Source organism: Aquimarina sp. AWH4_224, from assembly GCF_056160245.1.
The window spans coordinates 87,695-106,756 of the sequence record NZ_JBSWWU010000013.1; the positions used below are offsets into that span (position 1 = coordinate 87,695).

The following is a 19,062-nucleotide window of genomic DNA, read 5'->3' on the forward strand; positions in this document are numbered from 1 at the left end:
TATCGATTGTTTCTCAGTTATATGAATTGTTTAGTAATTTGTATTAGTCGTTATGATTTTTTGAGCAATTCATAATAATACCTACTTAAAAAAGTCATTTTTTTAATCAACTTTCCCCAAAATACCTTACGCTCAAGGTGCCATGCGGCTATGCTAATTTAGGATAAATAATGCTTAATTCGAATTAAACATTGTTTAAAATGCAGGAGGAAAATCAAATATTTTGCAACCAACGATTTTAAAATCTTAAAACTGAATTGCATGGAGCTTACTTGGTTCAAAAAAGGAACTATTTATCAAATCTATCCTAGGAGTTTTAACGATAGCAATAATGATGGGATAGGAGATCTAAGAGGAATTATAGAAAAACTAGATTATTTAAAAAGTTTAGAAGTCGACATTTTATGGTTAAGTCCAATTTTCAAGTCTCCCAATGATGATAATGGTTACGATATCAGTGATTATTGTGATATCATGTCTGAGTTTGGGACGATGGAAGATTTTGACGAACTATTGAAACAAACGCATCATCGCGGAATGCGATTGATTTTAGATTTGGTGGCCAATCACTGTTCCGACGAACACCGTTGGTTTCAGGAAGCAAAAAAGTCGAAAGACAACCCTTATAGAGATTATTTTCATTGGAGAAAACCTGCTACCAACGGTGGTCCACCCAACAACTGGAAGTCATTTTTTGGAGGAAGTGCATGGGAGTTAGATCCTATATCCGGAGAGTATTACCTGCATTTGTTTACCAAAAAACAACCGGATCTGAATTGGGAAAATCCCAAGGTGCGAGAAGAGATTTATAATGCAATGCGATTTTGGTTGGATAAAGGTGTAGATGGTTTCAGAATGGATGTTATTCCGCTAATATCAAAAAGAGAAGGGTATCCTGATGCACCAAAGAAAGGATTCAGAAAAATAATTGAAGAAGTATATGCGAATGGACCCAGAGTGCATGAATACTTGAAAGAGATGAATACAAATGTGGTCAGTCAATATGATGCATTTTCATTAGCCGAAGGAGTTGGAATCAATCATGAGAATGCCGGATTGTATATCAATAAGGATAGAAAAGAGCTGGATATGCTATATCATTTTGATGTTTTAGAGTGTACCATAGTAAACGGCAAGTTTGAAGAATCTTCAGTATTTAACCTAGTTAATCTGAAGAACATCTTTAAAAAATGGAGAGAAGCGGTTCACGAAAAAGGTTGGTTGGCAAACGCAATGGGAAATCATGATTTTGCAAGAATGGTATCTCGTTTTGGAAACGATACCTCATATTGGTCAGAATCGGCCAAGATGTTACTCCTTATGCAAGCCACACAAAATGGTAGTTTAAACATTTATCAAGGTGATGAAATAGGGATGACCAATATTGTATTAGAATCTGTAGAAGATGTGAGAGATGTACAGTCTTTGAATTTTTACAATGAAAACCTGGAGACAAAACGGTATTCTAACCGAGATGCTTTGGAAATGATCAATCGAGAAGGAAGAGATAATGCTAGAACACCAATACAATGGAGTGATGAAATAAATGGAGGGTTTTCTACGCATACGCCATGGTTAAAGACGAATCCAAATTATGCAGTGATTAATGTAGAAAAGCAAGACAAGGATAAAGATTCAATATTAAATTTTTATCGAAAAGTACTGAAGACAAGAAAACAATACGATGTATTTGTTCACGGGGATTTTGAAGAACTGGAATTCAACAACCCCAATATTTATGCTTATAAAAAGAAAAGAGAAAATGAAGAAATTCTGGTAGCACTTAATTTTAGTGAAGAGGAGATTGAATTTAAATTCGATACAAGTAATGTTGCTTCAGAAATATTGATTAGTAATTACGAAGATTTAAATATAGAAAATAACCAAATGACACTAAAACCTTACCAGGGAGTGATTTTGGAAATGAACTAAAAACAGACACCTATACTGTAGAAAGTGAAATTAGTTTTTGTTTGTTAGCGAAGAGGTCTCAGTATTGAGAACTTCTTAAAGGTGTAACAATGGAGGCATCAATTTTTTTTGTAACTTAATAGTGTCCTAAGACAGTATAATTGCAGAAATCAGTCAGAATGTGGTAATGAGGCTACGATGCCTCCCTTGTTACTTTAACTTATTTAGAAATAGTAATATTAACCATAAATCAATTATTAGGAACTTTCAAATTTAAATCAAACTCTATATTATGAAAAGTATGATACTTAAAAGGCTCATATTTCTGCTGATTTTTTTATCCGGGGGTATGATGTCTGCACAAATTACAGTTTCTGGGGTGGTTTCAGATGCCAATGGACCAATTCCGGGAATTAATGTTATCGTTAAAGGTACTAACCAGGGGGCCAGTACCGATTTTGACGGTAAATATACTATCGACAATGTTGCCGAAGATGCAATTATAGTCTTTAGTTACATTGGTTTCCGAACTCAGGAAGTTGCTGTTAACGGACAAACTACAATAAATGTTACCATGTCTGAAAATGCAGCAGAATTAGATGAAGTAGTGGTGGTTGGATATGGTAGTGTACGGAAAAGCGACGCAACAGGTGCCATAGATGCCATCCAGGCAGATAAGTTTAAAGAAGTGGCGGCAGCCTCTCCAGCTCAGCTCCTTAGAGGTAAGGTATCTGGGGTACAGGTAACGACCGCAAGTGGTGAGCCAGGTGCCGGAGTAAATATTCGGGTACGTGGTAGTGCATCGCTTCGATCTGGGAATAATCCTTTGATTGTAATTGATGGGGTACCTATTGATGGTGGAAACGTAAGTGCTGGAGGTGCCAGTCCTTTTGGTAGAACAGCACCAAGAAACCCGTTAAACTTTATCAATCAGAATGATATCCAAAGTATAAACATCTTGAAAGATGCTTCTGCAACTGCAATTTACGGGTCTAGAGGTGCTAATGGTGTTATTTTGATTACTACAAAAAAAGGTAGAAGTATAGAACCTTCGATTACTTTTAATACTTCTTTTGGAGTAAGTACATTGGCTAGAGATATCGATTTATTAAGTCCTGAGGCATTTGTTTCTACTGCACAAAACGATCCAAACATCACTGTGAACGATTTGGGAGGTAGATCATATGATTGGACAGATGTGATCCTAAGAGATGCCATCCAGGTAAATAACGATATTTCTATTTCACAAAATTCAGAAAGATCTAGTTATCGTCTTTCTTTGGGTGCCACATCTCAAGAAGGTATTGTTAAAGATACCGGCTTAGACAAGTACACCGTATCATTTAATTCTAATACCAAATATTACGATGATAAGCTTACTATCGATGTAAATGCCTTAGTAACTTCACTTAAAGATGAAGCTGAAGCTTTTGCAAGTGATGCTGGATTTACTGGAGACTTATTTTCTGCAGCCTTGCGTTGGAATCCAACCAGACCACTTTTTCAGCCAGATGGGAGTTATACGTTTGTAGATAATCAATCTAATTTGAATCCCCAGGAACTATTGGACTCGTATAAGGATTTTACAAACACTTTACGAATCTTAGGAAATGTTTCTGCTACTTTGAAATTAGGACAACATTTAGAATATAAATTTTTATTTGGTGTTGATCGTACCCGATCAGAACGTAAAAGTCAATTGTTGCCAACTTTTGATTTCCAAGGTTTAGCAGTTACAGATCCAATAACTAACGAAGAAAAATTAGGAAGAGCTGATATTAGCAATAATAATTCCTTCTCAAGGATTTTTGAAAACACGCTAACCTATAGAAATACATTTTGGAATGAGTTGAATTTTAATGCCATATTAGGATATTCTTTTTATGACTATAATTTTGATGGGAACTCAATAACTGCTAGAGGGTTTGTGCCTGCTCAAACGGATTTGATTAATAATACAGAAGGAGCGGTACAGACGGAAATCAGAAATGATTTCGATCCAAATCGATTTGATGAAGTATTCAGAAATTCGTATGATGTGCAGTCGTTCTTTGGTAGAGTTAATGGAGATTATAAGAAACTGCTGTATACTGCAACATTTAGAGTTGATGGATCCAGTAAATTTGGTGAGAACGAGCAATATGGATTTTTCCCATCAGTTGGTTTAGGATACAAAGTATTTGAAGGAGAAGATGGATTGTTGAATAACTTGAAAGTAAGAGGTAGTTGGGGTATCACCGGTAACCAGGAATTCCCGGTAAACTCGGCTGTAGAGATCGGAGAATTTACAGGAAATGGTGCTTTTGCAACTGTTACTGCAGCCAATCCAAATCTTAAATGGGAGGAAACCACTTCTTTTGGAATCGGAGTTGATTTTTCTGCATTCTCAGATAAACTATCAGGGTCGATAGATTACTTTACCAGAGAAACAGAAAATTTGCTGTTTATCAAAACACTCGGGGCCAATCAGCCAGGACCAAGTGTACGACAGTTTATCAATCTTGATGGTACATTAGATAATTCGGGTATCGAGCTTTCTCTGAACTATAATGTATATCAAAGTGAAAACTTAAACTTTGATATTAGTGCAAATGCTGCATTCTTAGGAAATGAAGTAAATATTCCTGGAATTTTTGAGCCCACAGGTTTTGTAAATGGTCAGGGATTATCAGGAGCGTTTACCCAGGTGATTGCCACGGGAGAAGACCTGTATAATTATTTCTTACTGGATTTTAGAGGTTTTGATGAGAATGGAGTAAGTTTATATACGGGGCCAGATGGCACTCCTGTATCAGATGGTACGGCGGTACCAATCCTTATTGATGCACAACCATTGCCTACAGTAAACTTTGGTTTTAGTACCAATCTTGCTTACAAAAATTGGGATTTTAACACTACGTGGTATGGGGTAGCAGGAAATTATATCTATAATAATACAACCAATGCGCTTTTCTCTAGAGGGGTATTTAATGCGGGGAATAACGTTCCAGGAGATCTTGCGAACACCGATCAGGCAGTAGGAGATCCTTTGGCAGCATCTACTCGATTTTTGGAGAAAGGTGATTTTTTACGATTATCTAACGTAACTATAGGATACAATTTTAATGATGCAATACTGGAAACCTTGAAATTGAAATCAGCTAGAATCTATGCAACAGGTTCTAACTTATTCGTAATTACAAGCTATTCCGGATTTGATCCAGAAGTTGATGCAGCTACTGCATTTGGAAGAGTTTCTCAATTTGGGATAGATTATTTATCCTACCCTAGATTGACTAACTTTAGTTTAGGTTTAAGTGTTTCTTTTTAAAAAAATGATTGTCATGAAAAATAGAAAGTTGTTATTTATAGCTATGATCATATCGGCAGGTATGATATGTAGCTGTACGGATTTGGATGCCGAGATTTTGGACGGTGTCGAGATTACAAATGATGGAAGTGGGAGTTCTATTCCGGTAGATTCCCAATTGCAGACAGCCTACCAGGGCTTACGAACGTATCAGGACCAAGCAAGATCACATATTGTTTCAGAACATAGTTCTGATGCCTTGGTGGGGCCAACCAGAGGAGCCGATTGGGACGACAATGGAGTTTGGAGACAGTTGCATGTGCATACCTGGAATCCTTTGAATGGATTTATTAGAGATTCGTGGAATGATATGTTAACTGGAGTTTTTAATGCTAACCAAGTCCTGGATAATAATCCATCCCCACAACAAGCTGCAGAGGCCAGATTAATTCGCTCATATCATTACTATTTTGTGTTAGATATGTTTGGGATCATGCCGTTTAGAGAGTTAGGGAGTCCACTTACTCAAGACCCTACATTTTTTGAAAGAGCAGAAGGAACACAGTTTGTCATTGATGAACTAGAAAGTATTATCAGTGATTTACCAGATCGTATGGATCCTACGGTAGCTAACAAAGATGCAGCAAGGTTTTTATTGGCAAAACTATATCTAAACAAAGCCGTATTTATGGCCGATAACCCAGCTGGTCCTTACACTTTTGATGCTGGAGATATGAATGCGGTTATTCAAAACGTAGATGCTATGACCAATACTTTGGCAACAGATTATTGGGATAATTTTGTTCCTAATAACTCTGAAATTTCTCCTGAAATCGTTTTTGCATCTAGAAATATACAAGGTGGAGATGGTGGAAATGTGCAATCTAGATGGAGAATGGGGAACCACTATAACCAAAGCCCTGATGGGTGGAATGGTTTTACTACCCTGGCAGAGTACTACGATCGATTTGATCCAAATGATATTAGGATCAATAACCCAGATGCTGATGCATTAACTAATAGTGGGTATAATTTAGGATTCCAGATTGGACAGCAATTTGGCCCTGGAGGACCAGGGGTTGGAACAGCACTGGAAGATAGAAACGGAAACCCTCTGGTATTTACCAAAGAGATTTCCCTGCTTACCGAAGGTAGTACATTAGAAACAGCTGGTGTTCGTGGAGTGAAGTATAAGCCAGACTATGATAATATTGGTAGTCCTGATAATGACTATGTATTAGCAAGATACTCTGATGCGTTATTAATGAAGGCAGAGGCAATTGCAAGAGGGGGAACACCAACAGGTGGAGATACGGCAGAATCTATTGTAAACGCTATTAGAGCAAGAGCTTCTCAAGCGGCAATCACAGGATCTCTTGATGATATTTATGCAGAAAGAGGTAGAGAGCTTTGGTGGGAAGGATGGAGACGTAATGATATGATCAGATTTGGTACCTATTTGAATGCAAAAGAATTAAAATCATTCGAGTCTGGACCAGAAAGAGTGTTATTTTCAATTCCGGCAGGAGCATTGTCAACATTCCCTCAAAATCCTGGATATTAGATTTTTAAGTGAATTTATATGAATTAGAAACGGAGCCCTTCAGTTTTGAGGGGCTCTGCTAATTCGTATTTTTATAGTTTTAAGAACTTAAGTGATTTATAACCTTAGATATCGTATACTTACTCTTGTATTTCTCTTCACTACCTTGATTTGTTGTAAGAAGGAGAAAAAGTCTTATCTCTTCAAAAACTTGTCGGGTACTGATACTGGAATTACATTTCAGAATACATTGAAAGACTCCAAAGATTTGAATATCCTCACTTATCTTTATTATTACAATGGGGCGGGTGTTGCTGTAGGCGATTTTAATAACGATGGTTGGGAAGACCTATACTTTGTGGCTAATCAAAGCAAGAACCAACTATATCTTAATCAGCAAAACTTTCAGTTTAAAGAAGCAACACCAACAGTATTAGAAGACAATGAGGGGTGGTCTACGGGGGTTACCGTTGTGGATATCAATAGTGATGGGCTTAAAGATATTTATTTATGTAAAGTTGGGAAATACAGAGCGATAAAAGGAAAAAATAAGTTATTTGTCAATAAAGGACTTGATCCAGAGGGTAAAGTGATTTTTGAAGAGAAGGCAGAAAAATATAACCTGGATATTGTTGGGTTTTCTACGCAAGCTAGTTTTTTTGATTATGATCTTGATGGAGACCTGGATATGTATTTGTTGAACCATTCTGTGCATCCCAATAGAACCTATGGAAAAGGAAGTAAACGAAACCAGGTAGATTCACTCTCTGGAGATCGGCTGTATAGAAATGATCAAGGTATTTTTACAGAAGTTTCCCAAGAAACAGGTATTTTTCAAGGAGCTATAGGCTATGGTCTAGGTATAGCAACAAGTGATGTCAATAATGATGGTTATCCAGATATATACGTAGGTAATGATTTTTTTGAAAATGATTATTTGTATGTCAATCAGAAGGATGGAACTTTTAAAGAAATAATTTCTTCAAATCAAAAACAACTTCAGCACACTTCGCACTTTTCTATGGGTGTAGATATCAGTGATATTAACAATGATGGTCTTCCTGATATTTTATCATTGGATATGCTTCCCGAGAATCTGGAGACCTATAAATCTTCAGGTACCGAATACAATTACACTACCTACAATCAATATTTGAAAAATGGGTATCAACCACAATACATGCAAAATACATTGCAGCTAAATCGAGGAGATGCTAATTTCAGCGAAGTCGCTTTTTTTTCTGGAGTTGCAGCCACCGAATGGAGTTGGGCTCCGCTTATTGCAGATTATGATAATGACGGGTACAAAGACATCTTTATTTCCAACGGGATCAAGGGAGCGACCAATGATATGGATTTTATCAGTTTTATTGCTAATGAAAAGATCCAAGAAAGGATTAATCAAGGAATGACCAAAGAAGATCTATCGCTGATCAATGAGCTACCCAGCAAGAAAACTTCCAACTATTTTTATCAGAATAAAGGAGATCTGACTTTCGAAAATACATCTGATGTTTGGGCAGAAAACCCTCCTTCATACAGTAATGGAGCGGTTTATGCAGATTTGGATAATGATGGAGATTTGGATATCGTGATTAATAATGTAAATGAACCTGCTTTTGTGTATGCTAATACCTCCTTAGAGAAGACAAATCACAATTATTTGAAAATCCAACTCAAAGGGACAAAGCCTAATTTAGATGCTATAGGAACCAAAGTGATCTTGTTTGTTGAGGGCAAAATGCAACATGCCGAAGTTTTTACAACCAAAGGCTATTTATCATCAGTATCTCCAATTTTACATTTTGGTTTGGGACAAAATACAACGGTAGATTCTTTACAAATTCATTGGCCAGAGGGTAATAGGTCTATCCTCAAAAATATAATGTCAAACCAGACGCTGGTTGTCAATAAGAATGATACTCTACCTAATGATTCAAATATTAGTACTATCGGAGGAAAAGAACGTAATTTGGGAGGTGTCAAATTCAAACATCAAGATTTTGAAACCAAGGATTTTAGTATAGAGCCTTTAGCGCCATACGCATTTTCTAACGAAGGGCCTCATATTGCCATAACAGATGTAGATAGCGATGGACGCACGGATTTTGTCGTTTCTGGAGGAAAACTACAATCTACGTCCCTCTTTTTACAATCTGTAGACGGAGATTTTATAAAAAGTAGGTTGCCATCCCTCGAGATGGATCAACAATATGAAGATGTACAACAGTGCTTTTTGGATGCAGATCAAGACGGAGATCAGGATCTAATTACCGTATTTGGAGGAAACGAAAATTATTCCGGGTATCAAAGTCCACCAGCTTTGTATATTAATGATAAAGGAAACTTTACTAAAACTGAAAATTCATTTGTAGATCATACTATCAATGCATCTGTGGTGATATCCGCAGATATTGATAATGATGGAGATTTGGATCTTTTTGTTGGTAGTAATAGTGTTCCTGGTAAATATGGAGTTACTCCAAAACAATATATTTTTAAGAATGATGGTAAGGGCGTTTTTGAGGAGCAAACAGCAGCTGTTGCTAAAGAATTATTTACCATAGGCCAGGTAACCGATGCTGCTTTTATGGATCTTAATAATGATGATTCTGAAGACTTGATTTTAGTTGGACATTATATGCCAATTACGATATTGATGAATGATGGAAAAGGCAATTTCAAAAAAGAAGAGAACCATTCGCTGAAAAATACCAAAGGTTGGTGGAATTGCCTGGTAGCTCAAGATATGGATATGGATGGGGATATCGACATCATTGCAGGTAATTGGGGACTTAATACCCGACTTACTGCTTCGGTTGAAGAGCCATTACGATTGTATTTGAATGATTTTGATAAAAACGGAAAAAAAGACCCTATTGTCACCTATTTTTATAAAGGAAAAGAAACACCAGTAGCAACCAAAGATGAACTGTCAAAACAAATTCCAGTTCTGAATAAGAAATTCTTATCGTATACTACTTTTGCAAAGGCAGATTTCAAAGATTATTTTTCGGCTTTGGCAATTGAAGAAGCTGAAGTCAAGCAGGTTTTTACCCTGGCGACAACTTATTTTGAAAATAAGGGGAATCGCAATTTTGAAGCGCAAGAGCTACCATGGGAAGCACAAATATCTTCGGTGCATGCCATGCATGTTCTTGATATAAATCAGGATGAATATCCAGATATTGCACTGGGAGGTAATACATATGAAGTAAATACACAATTAAGTCGGTTAGACGCCTCTTACGGTTCTGTACTATTGAATACTCAAAAAGGAACTTTTGAGGTTGGGAATAAACCAAAATTGAATATAAAAGGAGCAATAAGATCTATACAATCTATCGATGTCAACCAAGAAAAATATCTCTTGTTTGGAATTAATAACGATAGTCTTCAATTAATTAAAATAACAACCAATGAATAAAATAGTATATAGCTGCCTGTTAGTATTTATGGTTTTGGGTTCTTGTAAAAAGGAGAAAATAAATACTGAAACTAAAATAGATCAAGAGCCTTTGTTTACCAAAGTGACGGCTGCAACATCTAATATTCATTTTGAGAATACCGTAGAAAGTCAGAAAGACTTCAACATTTTCACCTACAGAAATTATTTCAATGGAGGAGGTGTAGCCATCGGAGATATTAATAACGATGGGTTACCAGATGTATATCTTACCGCAAATCAAGGAGAAAACAAACTCTATCTCAATAAAGGAAATTTTAAGTTTGAAGACATTTCCAAATCCTCAAAAACTACAGGTAAGAACTCATGGTCTACTGGGGTAGTTATGGTAGATATCAATGCCGATGGTTTTTTGGATATTTATGTTTGCAATGCGGGAAATGTAAAAGGAGATGATCAAAAAAATGAACTTTTTATCAATAATGGACCTTCGGCAGATTCGGGAATCATTACGTTTACTGAGAAGGCGGAAGAATACAATTTAGCCGATAGTGGTTTTACAACACATGCAGGATTTTTTGACTACGATCAGGATGGGGATCTGGATGCTTATATTTTGAACAATAGTTTTATCCCGGTAAGTAGTTTGGGATTTACCAACAAAAGAGATTTACGGGCAAAAGACTGGAATATTCCCGAGATCCTTAAAGGAGGTGGGGATAAATTGTTACGTAATGATAATGGAGTTTTTACTGATGTAAGCGAGGAGGCGGGGATTTATGGAAGTCTAATTGGATTTGGATTAGGGGTTACGATCGGAGATGTAAATCAAGATTTGTTGCCTGATATCTATGTTTCTAATGATTTTTACGAGAGGGATTACTTGTACATTAACAATGGAGATGGCACTTTTCGGGAAGAAGTAAAAAAGTGGATTCAACATTTAAGTCTATCCTCTATGGGAGCAGACATGGCGGATATCAATAATGATGGTCTTCCAGAGATTTTTGTTACCGATATGCTGCCAGAAAAGGATCAACGGCTCAAAGAGACCACCTCTTTTGAGAATTATGATATCTACCAACTCAAGAAAAATAGAGACTTCTATAACCAATACATGCAGAATTCATTGCAGCTCAATAATGGAAATGGTTCGTTTTCTGAAATTTCCTTTTACAGTGGTGTAGCAGAAACTGATTGGAGCTGGGGAGCATTACTCTTTGATATGGATAATGATGGTTATAAGGATATTTATGTGAGTAATGGTATTTATCACGATTTAACGGATCAGGATTTTATGAACTTTTTTGCCAATGATATCATTCAAAAAATGACACTTACCGGTAAAAAGGAAGAGGTAGACTCCATCATTAATAGAATGCCTTCTACTCCAATTTCGAATTATGCTTTCAAGAATAATGGAGATTTGACATTTGACAATGCTACTACAGCTTGGGGTTTTGAGGAACCTACATTTTCTAACGGTGCTGCTTATGGCGATTTGGATAATGATGGGGATCTGGATCTTATTGTCAATAATTTTAATATGCCGGTCTCGGTATATCAAAACAAAAGTGAGCGATTAGGAAACAATTTTGTGAGAGTGCAAATTAAGGGTAAAGATAAAAACACCTTTGCCATTGGGAGTGTCGTTGAGATTTATGCAAATCATGAGATTATCAGACAGGAGCTCGTACCCACAAGAGGGTTTCAATCCTCTACAGAGTATATCATGACTATTGGAATCGGAAAGATCAATAACATAGATTCAGTAAAGGTGACATTTCCTAACCAAAAAACTCAAAGTATTAGTAGTGTAAATGTCAATACACTATTACAATTCGATCAAGAAGCGGGAAAGAAAAAAGATAAACTATTTTCAGAAAACCAGGTGACTTATTTTGATGAGGTTACTACAGGCTTACAACCGCATGAGGAAGATCCTTATGTAGATTTTGACTATGAGGGATTGATCTATAAAATGCAATCACGAGAAGGTCCCGCTATAGCCATTGGTGATGTGAATGGAGATGGAAATGAAGATGTTTTTGTTGGAGGAGCCTTCAAACAATCAGGTAGATTGTATTTGCAACAAAAAAATGGAAAAGTAGTAGCGTCATCTTTTGAAACAGAGGAAGTTTTTGAGGATACAGCTACGGCATTTCTGGATATTGATACTGACGGTGATTTGGACCTGATCGTAGGGTCTGGAGGAAATTTTAAAGGTGCAAGAACCGGAGTTCGGTTTTATACCAATGATGGAAAGGGGAATTTTTCTCGAGGAAAGATAGTTGCTGCTACCAATGCCAATGTATCGACTATTGCTTCGTATGATTATGATCAGGATGGTGATATAGATTTGTTCGTAGGATGCTTAAATGTGGTAGGTGTATATGGAGTTTCTCCTCAGAGTTTGCTATTAGAAAATGTGGGTAATGGTAATTTTAAGGATGTAGTGCTTACCCATGCTCCAGAAATCAAAGAAATAGGGATGATCACAGAGGCGATCTGGAAAGATGTGGACGGCGATGAACTAAAAGATTTGATTTTGGTAGGAGAATGGATGTCACCCAAAATTTTCAAGAACGCCAAAGGAAAACTAAAGTATCAGGACAATAACCTTAATGAGATCTCGGGGTGGTTTAATACTGTCAAAGCAGAAGATCTGGATAATGATGGAGATATCGATTTGGTGTTGGGTAATCGCGGCCTCAATGCCAAATACCAGGCCACCGAGCAACACCCGATGAGGTTATATGTTAACGATTTTGATAGCAATGGTACAGTAGAACAGATAGTAACACAACATATTGCTTCCAGAGATGTTCCTATACAGCTCAAAAAGGAGATAACGGCACAAATCAACTCCTTGAAAAAACAGAATATTAAGTTTTCAGAATACGCCAAAAAATCAATCAAAGATTTATTTCCGAAAGAAGTTCTGGAAAACACTATCGTTAAAGAAGTGAATACCTTTTCTAGCCTTATCGCTTATAACGATGGTCAGGGCAATTTTGAATTTGTACATTTACCCCAAGTAGCCCAGTTATCGTGCATCAATGCTATAGAAACTATAGATATTAATGAGGATGGAGTTCTAGATCTGGTGTTAGGAGGTAATAACTATAATTTTAAACCTCAATATTCCCGACTAGATGCAAGTAGAGGAATTGTCTTGTTAAGTACTGGAAAACAAAGTTACAAACCGATTTCATCTTCCGGTTTTTTGGTAGAAGGAGAGATCAAAAATCTGAATTGGATGTCCAATAAAACCGGAATTAAATATTTAATTTCTGGGATTAATAATGAAACTCCAAGAATGTTTAAACTCAAAAATAAGGAATGAGCATAGTGGTTTAGTTCATTCATCTTACTAGTAATGATTAAAAGAGTTTTAATACTAATTGCAATAAGCTTGTTTTCCTGTAAGCAAACAGAAAATAGCAATACCTTATTTCAGAAAGTTTCTTCGGAAATCAGTGGAGTTACCTTTCAGAATACACTACAAAACACGGAAAACCTGAATATCCTGGACTACTTATATTTTTATAACGGAGGAGGAGTTGCTGTTGGAGATATTGATAATGATGGTTTGGTTGATGTTTTTTTTACCGCGAACCAGAGAGAAAATAAACTATATAGAAACCGGGGGAATTTTGAATTTGAAGACATTACCGAGCAGGCAGGTGTAGCAGGACAATCCGATTGGAATACTGGTACGGTAATGGCCGATGTAAATGGAGATGGGTTTCTGGATATTTATGTGTGTGCCGTGGTCGGTATTCAAGGGTTAAAAGGGGGTAACGAATTATTTATTAATAATGGCGATGGTACTTTTACCGAAAAGGGAGAGCAATACCGAGTAAACTTTAAGAATTACAGTACTAGCGCTGCATTTTTTGATTACGACAATGATGGAGATCTGGATATGTACTTGCTCAATCATGCGGTGCATACACAACATTCCTTTGGAAAAGCAGCTATCAGAAACCAAAGAGATGATCGTAGTGGAGATAAATTACTACGTAATGATGGCGATGTTTTTGTAGATGTAAGCGAAAGTGCCGGAATTTATGGAGGAGCCAACGGATATGGATTGGGAATTGCTACGGCAGATTTTAATAATGACGGATACACGGATATTTATATAAGTAACGATTTTCATGAGGATGATTATTATTACCTGAATAATCAGAACGGGACCTTCTCTGAAGTTTTAAAAGAAAAGATGGGGCATACCAGTCGGTTTTCGATGGGGAGTGATGTTGCAGATATCAATCACGACGGATATATAGATATCATGACCTTAGATATGATCCCTAAAGAAGAGAAAGTACTCAAAGCCTCTGCCGGGGACGAAACTGTGGACATGTTGGAGATGAGAACGAATCAATTGGGTTATCATTACCAGTATGCACGTAATATGTTGCACATCAATCACAAAGGAGAATTTTTCTCTGAAACTGCTTTGTTAAGTGGAGTAGCAGAAAGTGATTGGAGTTGGTCCGCTCTCTTTGCAGATTATAATCAAGATGGAGAGCAAGATGTTTTTATCTCAAATGGGATCCCGAAACGTCCTAATGATTTGGACTATATCCGATATATATCCAATGATCAAATCAAAGAAAAAATAACGAAGACTAAGCTGATTGATCAGGAAGCATTAGAGATTATGCCCCCGGGAATAGTACAAAATATGATGTTTCAGGGGATAGGAGATATTCAATTCAAAGATCAATCTTTAGCGTGGTTACCAAATGATGCAGTGATCTCCAATGGGAGTGCATATGCCGATTTTGATAACGATGGAGATCTGGATATCGTAACGAATAATAGTGGAGCTCAAGCCACTTTTTATAAGAATACCGTGGATACTACCTCCAATTATTTGAAACTAAAACTTCAATATAAAAAATCAAATCTATTCGGTATCGGGGCCAAGGTCATTTCTTATCATCAAGGGATTCCTCAATATCGACAAATGTATACGAGCAAGGGGTTTCAATCTTCTTCTGAAGCTATGATTCACTTCGGATATGGAAAAACAAAGTATGTGGATTCGTTGAAGATCATCTGGCCAGACCATACCATACAGATGGCGGAACGTATTAAAACCAACCAAACACTTACTATCCGGTTATTAAACAAAAGAAATACGATTGATTATAAAACGATTTTTCCAAATTCTAAAGGTTGGTTTTCAAAGGTGGATAGTATCCCAGGGTTTGACTTTGAGCATAGAGAGAATAATTATGTGGATTTCAATGGACAGAAACTGATTCCCTACAAAGTATCGAATAAGGGACCAGCCACTGCGGTAGGAGACCTCAATAATGATGGTAAGGAAGATATTTTTTTCGGGAGCTCTAGAAATAGTCCTTCTCAACTATTTATACAAACCAACACTGGCTTTGAAAAAGTACAAACAACAACTTTTGAAACTGATAAAATTGCAGAAGATGTAGCAGCGGTCATCACAGATTTGAATGATAATAAAGCAAATGATCTTTTGGTAGCTTCTTCAGATGGAGAGGTTTTTGGCCCTTCCAAAAGAGTATTGGATCGGCGTTACTTATATACCGACGAAGGAATGCATAAAACCGATTTCCCCGAATTATTTAATCATACCTCCGTAATACAACCCGGTGATATGGATAATGATGGAGATCAAGATCTCTTTGTTGGAGGATATGTAGTGCCAGGGGATTTTGGTAAAATTCCAAGCTCTTATATTCTTAAAAATGAGAAGGGAAGTTTTAAAAAACAGGAACATGAATTGTTAGAAAGCGTAGGGATGGTCACTGATGCCATTTGGACCGATTTTGATGGAGATAACAACAAGGACTTAATTGTGGTTGGTGAGTGGATGTCACCTACATTTTTTAAGAATGATAATGGAAAGTTAGTAGATGCTACGACATCGGTATCCAAAGCAAAATTAAATGGACTATGGCAGTCTATTGAAGCTTTTGATATCGATGATGATGGAGATTTGGATTATATTTTAGGTAATTGGGGGTTGAACACAAAATTCAAAGCCTCAGCAGATACCCCTTTACGGATGTATTACGATGACTTTGATAGCAATCAAAAAACAGAGACTATCGTGGCAATCCCTAGAGAAGGGAAATATTATACCGCTCTAGGACTAGACGAATTATCCGCTCAACTTAATTTTTTACGAAAAAAAATTACTACCTATGCATCGTTTGCAGGAAAAACAGTTGATGAGATTTTTGACGAAGAACAATTGAGTAATGCTACTCTGTTTGAGGTGCATCAATTGGCATCAGGATATTTGAAAAATGAAGGAGGAACCTTTACATTCGTGCCGTTTAGTAATGAATTACAAATAGCACCGATCACATCGATGTTAGCACACGATTTTAACAAAGATGGTAAAGAAGAAGTGCTGCTAGCCGGGAACTATTTTGGAGTTACGCCATATCATGGAAGATTTGACGGTTTTGGAGGCGCATTGCTTCAAAAAAATGGTAAGATTTTGGAAGCAAATGAGCTCAATATTAACCTAACACAAAAAGCGGTAGTAGCGAGTAATATCATTAATTTTGCAAATAAGGAATATTTGATAATTACAGTAAATAATGGAAAAGCAGAAATTTATGCGATTCATCAATAAACCATATAGATTACTAGCTGTTTTAGGGACAGTTTTGAGTTTCATCTCTTGTCAGCAACCCGAAGAAATTGAAATCTCTGCAGATCATTATCATACTGCCATAGATAACCTGACGGCAGTAATGGTACATGATATATTCTCACCTCCTGTTGCTAGTAGAATATACAATTATCCTAATATAGCGGCCTACGAAATCATAGCGCAAGGAAATCAAGAATATAACACTTTATCAGGGCAGTTACATGATCTTAAACCTATACCGGTTGCCGATACCACTAGCGGAATTAATTTTAGACTGGCAGCATTGATTGCTTATCTGGAGGTAGGAAAGACATTGGTTTTTTCTGAACACCGAATAGCATCTTACCAAGATAGTTTGTATGGTGTTTGGGAAAAGAAAAATGCAAAAAGTTACAGTGCTTCCAAAACTTATGGATTAGAAGTTGCGGAGCATGTTAAAGAGTGGTTATCCAAGGATAATTATGCACAGACCAGAACAATGCCCAAGTTTTCTGTAAACACTGAAGATCCATCCAGATGGCAGCCAACACCACCGGACTATATGGATGGGATAGAACCACATTGGAGAGAAATCAGGCCTTCAATCATTGATTCTGCTTCTCAATTTACACCTTCTAGACACCCAGATTTCTCCTTGGAAAAAGAATCACCTTTTTACAAAGAACTTTTAGAAACCTATGAGGTGGGGGTAGCCATTAAAGAGGAAGGAGAAAGCTCAGAAAGGATTCAAATCGCTCGATTTTGGGATTGTAACCCTTATGTGTCTACGCACAAAGGCCACTTGATGTTTGCCACCAAGAAGATAACTCCGGGAGCACACTGGATTGGGATATGCAAAATTGCTACCAGAAAAACAAATTCGGATTTTGAAAAGACAGTATATGCGTATACTAAAACTTCGATAGCCATAGCCGATGCTTTTATAAGTTGTTGGGACGAAAAATATCGAAGTAATTTAATTCGTCCAGAAACGCTAATCAATCAGCATATTGATGAGAATTGGGAGCCCGTTTTACAAACACCTCCGTTTCCAGAATATACTAGTGGACATTCTGTAGTTTCTGGTGCTGCTTCTACGGTACTCACAGAGATTTTTGGTGATGATTTTGCTTTTAATGATGATACCGAAATACCCTATGGTTTACCTATTCGATCTTTCTTATCTTTTAATAAAGCGGCAGAAGAAGCAGCTATTAGTAGATTGTATGGGGGGATACATTATCGGGCAGCTATAGATCTAGGTTTGGAACAAGGACGTAATTTAGGTAGTTTTGTGATCGCAAAACTTGAAATGAAAAAGTAATTTTTAGGAAAAAATAATGAAGAAAGTTGTAATTGGTATTTTGGTCATCTTAGTTGGAGTTGCAGTCTGGTTTTTAATGGTAAAAGAACACGACCATGTAATCACATTTAATGCAAATGCGTCTCAAAGTAGCGTATATAACCATGTTAAGGATGCAAAATTTATTGATACCACTTCGATACAAGATAATGCTATTATAATAGACAAGGTACTTTTCGAATCCTTTAAACAGGAAGTGCTTGTAGATAATCAAAAAGTTATTTTGGATTGGAAATTTAAAGCTGTAGCAGATACTATTACCAAAGTAAACGTAGGGATCATTACTACAGAAAATTCCATAAAACATCGTTTACAGGCTTTATTCAAGAAATCACCATTGGTAAAAACAGTAAAAGATGAGTTGATTTTGTTTAGATGGCAGTTTAGTAAGTATACCAATATGTTTAAAGTAACTATTGATGGAGAAAGTGAAATGCCAGCAATGGAAATAATCACTACAAATGCAAAGGTAAAACGAGATAAGAAGGCAACTGCTATGATGAAAGCAAACTCGTATCTATATCCTAAACTTGCTGAAAACGGTATTACACAAGATGGACCTCCCTTTGTAAACATAAAGAATTGGGATACGGAGGAAGATACTATTACGTTTGATTTTGGAATCCCTATTGCTCATAAGGACACCCTTCCCGATACAATTCCCAATATTGTATTTGGTAACGTCAAGTCTCAAAAAGCTTTAAAAGCCACTTTTTACGGTAATTATGCTATTAGTGACGAAGCTTGGTTTGCCTTGTTGGATTATGCAAAAAGAGAAAACATCAAGTTGGATAACAAACCTTTTGAAGTATTTCATAACAATCCCATGGCTGGTGGAAATCAGCTAGATTGGAAAGCCGAAATCTTTGTTCCTATTTTGGAGAACTAAGAAATTTGGTAGACTACTTCA

General features: G+C 36.6%; 8 protein-coding genes. All 8 read left to right on the plus strand.

What is annotated here, in order from left to right; all coding sequences use genetic code 11:
- Positions 1-261 precede the first annotated feature (261 nt).
- The 8 genes from ACXAGJ_RS21395 to ACXAGJ_RS21430 all read left to right on the plus strand — a co-directional run bounded on the left by ACXAGJ_RS21395 (position 262) and on the right by ACXAGJ_RS21430 (position 19,041).
- Positions 262-1,932, plus strand: a complete 1,671-nt coding sequence (locus tag ACXAGJ_RS21395) for a glycoside hydrolase family 13 protein (RefSeq protein WP_474842768.1) — start codon at positions 262-264, stop codon at positions 1,930-1,932.
- A 271-nt stretch (positions 1,933-2,203) separates the two neighbouring features.
- A complete protein-coding gene (locus ACXAGJ_RS21400; RefSeq protein WP_474842770.1) occupies positions 2,204-5,221 on the plus strand; it encodes a SusC/RagA family TonB-linked outer membrane protein in 3,018 nt (1,005 codons plus the stop codon).
- Between the two features lie 13 nt (positions 5,222-5,234).
- Positions 5,235-6,764 (plus strand): RagB/SusD family nutrient uptake outer membrane protein, encoded by a 1,530-nt coding sequence (locus ACXAGJ_RS21405; protein ID WP_474842772.1) that lies wholly within the window; start codon positions 5,235-5,237, stop codon positions 6,762-6,764.
- A 190-nt stretch (positions 6,765-6,954) separates the two neighbouring features.
- Entirely contained in the window at positions 6,955-10,170 is a 3,216-nt protein-coding gene (locus ACXAGJ_RS21410) for a VCBS repeat-containing protein (RefSeq protein ID WP_474842774.1), read from the plus strand.
- A complete protein-coding gene (locus ACXAGJ_RS21415; RefSeq protein WP_474842776.1) occupies positions 10,163-13,495 on the plus strand; it encodes a VCBS repeat-containing protein in 3,333 nt (1,110 codons plus the stop codon). The genes ACXAGJ_RS21410 and ACXAGJ_RS21415 overlap by 8 nt, the downstream gene beginning before the upstream one ends.
- A 33-nt stretch (positions 13,496-13,528) precedes the next feature.
- Positions 13,529-16,789, plus strand: a complete 3,261-nt coding sequence (locus tag ACXAGJ_RS21420; protein ID WP_474842778.1) for a VCBS repeat-containing protein — start codon at positions 13,529-13,531, stop codon at positions 16,787-16,789.
- Positions 16,773-18,113 carry a vanadium-dependent haloperoxidase gene (locus tag ACXAGJ_RS21425; protein ID WP_474842780.1) on the plus strand — a complete coding sequence of 447 codons (1,341 nt, stop codon included), beginning with the start codon at positions 16,773-16,775 and terminating at the stop codon, positions 18,111-18,113. Before ACXAGJ_RS21420 ends, ACXAGJ_RS21425 begins: the two co-directional genes overlap by 17 nt.
- A gap of 16 nt (positions 18,114-18,129) precedes the next feature.
- Positions 18,130-19,041 (plus strand): GyrI-like domain-containing protein, encoded by a 912-nt coding sequence (locus tag ACXAGJ_RS21430; protein WP_474842782.1) that lies wholly within the window; start codon positions 18,130-18,132, stop codon positions 19,039-19,041.
- Positions 19,042-19,062: the final 21 nt, after the last annotated feature.

What these genes read in the sequence shown, in the direction of transcription:
- ACXAGJ_RS21395 (WP_474842768.1), top strand. Translation starts at nt 262, where the DNA reads ATGGAGCTTACTTGGTTCAAAAAAGGAACTATTTATCAAATCTATCCT.
- ACXAGJ_RS21400 (WP_474842770.1), top strand. Translation starts at nt 2,204, where the DNA reads ATGAAAAGTATGATACTTAAAAGGCTCATATTTCTGCTGATTTTTTTA.
- ACXAGJ_RS21405 (WP_474842772.1), top strand. Translation starts at nt 5,235, where the DNA reads ATGAAAAATAGAAAGTTGTTATTTATAGCTATGATCATATCGGCAGGT.
- ACXAGJ_RS21415 (WP_474842776.1), top strand. Translation starts at nt 10,163, where the DNA reads ATGAATAAAATAGTATATAGCTGCCTGTTAGTATTTATGGTTTTGGGT.
- ACXAGJ_RS21420 (WP_474842778.1), top strand. Translation starts at nt 13,529, where the DNA reads ATGATTAAAAGAGTTTTAATACTAATTGCAATAAGCTTGTTTTCCTGT.
- ACXAGJ_RS21425 (WP_474842780.1), top strand. Translation starts at nt 16,773, where the DNA reads ATGCGATTCATCAATAAACCATATAGATTACTAGCTGTTTTAGGGACA.
- ACXAGJ_RS21430 (WP_474842782.1), top strand. Translation starts at nt 18,130, where the DNA reads ATGAAGAAAGTTGTAATTGGTATTTTGGTCATCTTAGTTGGAGTTGCA.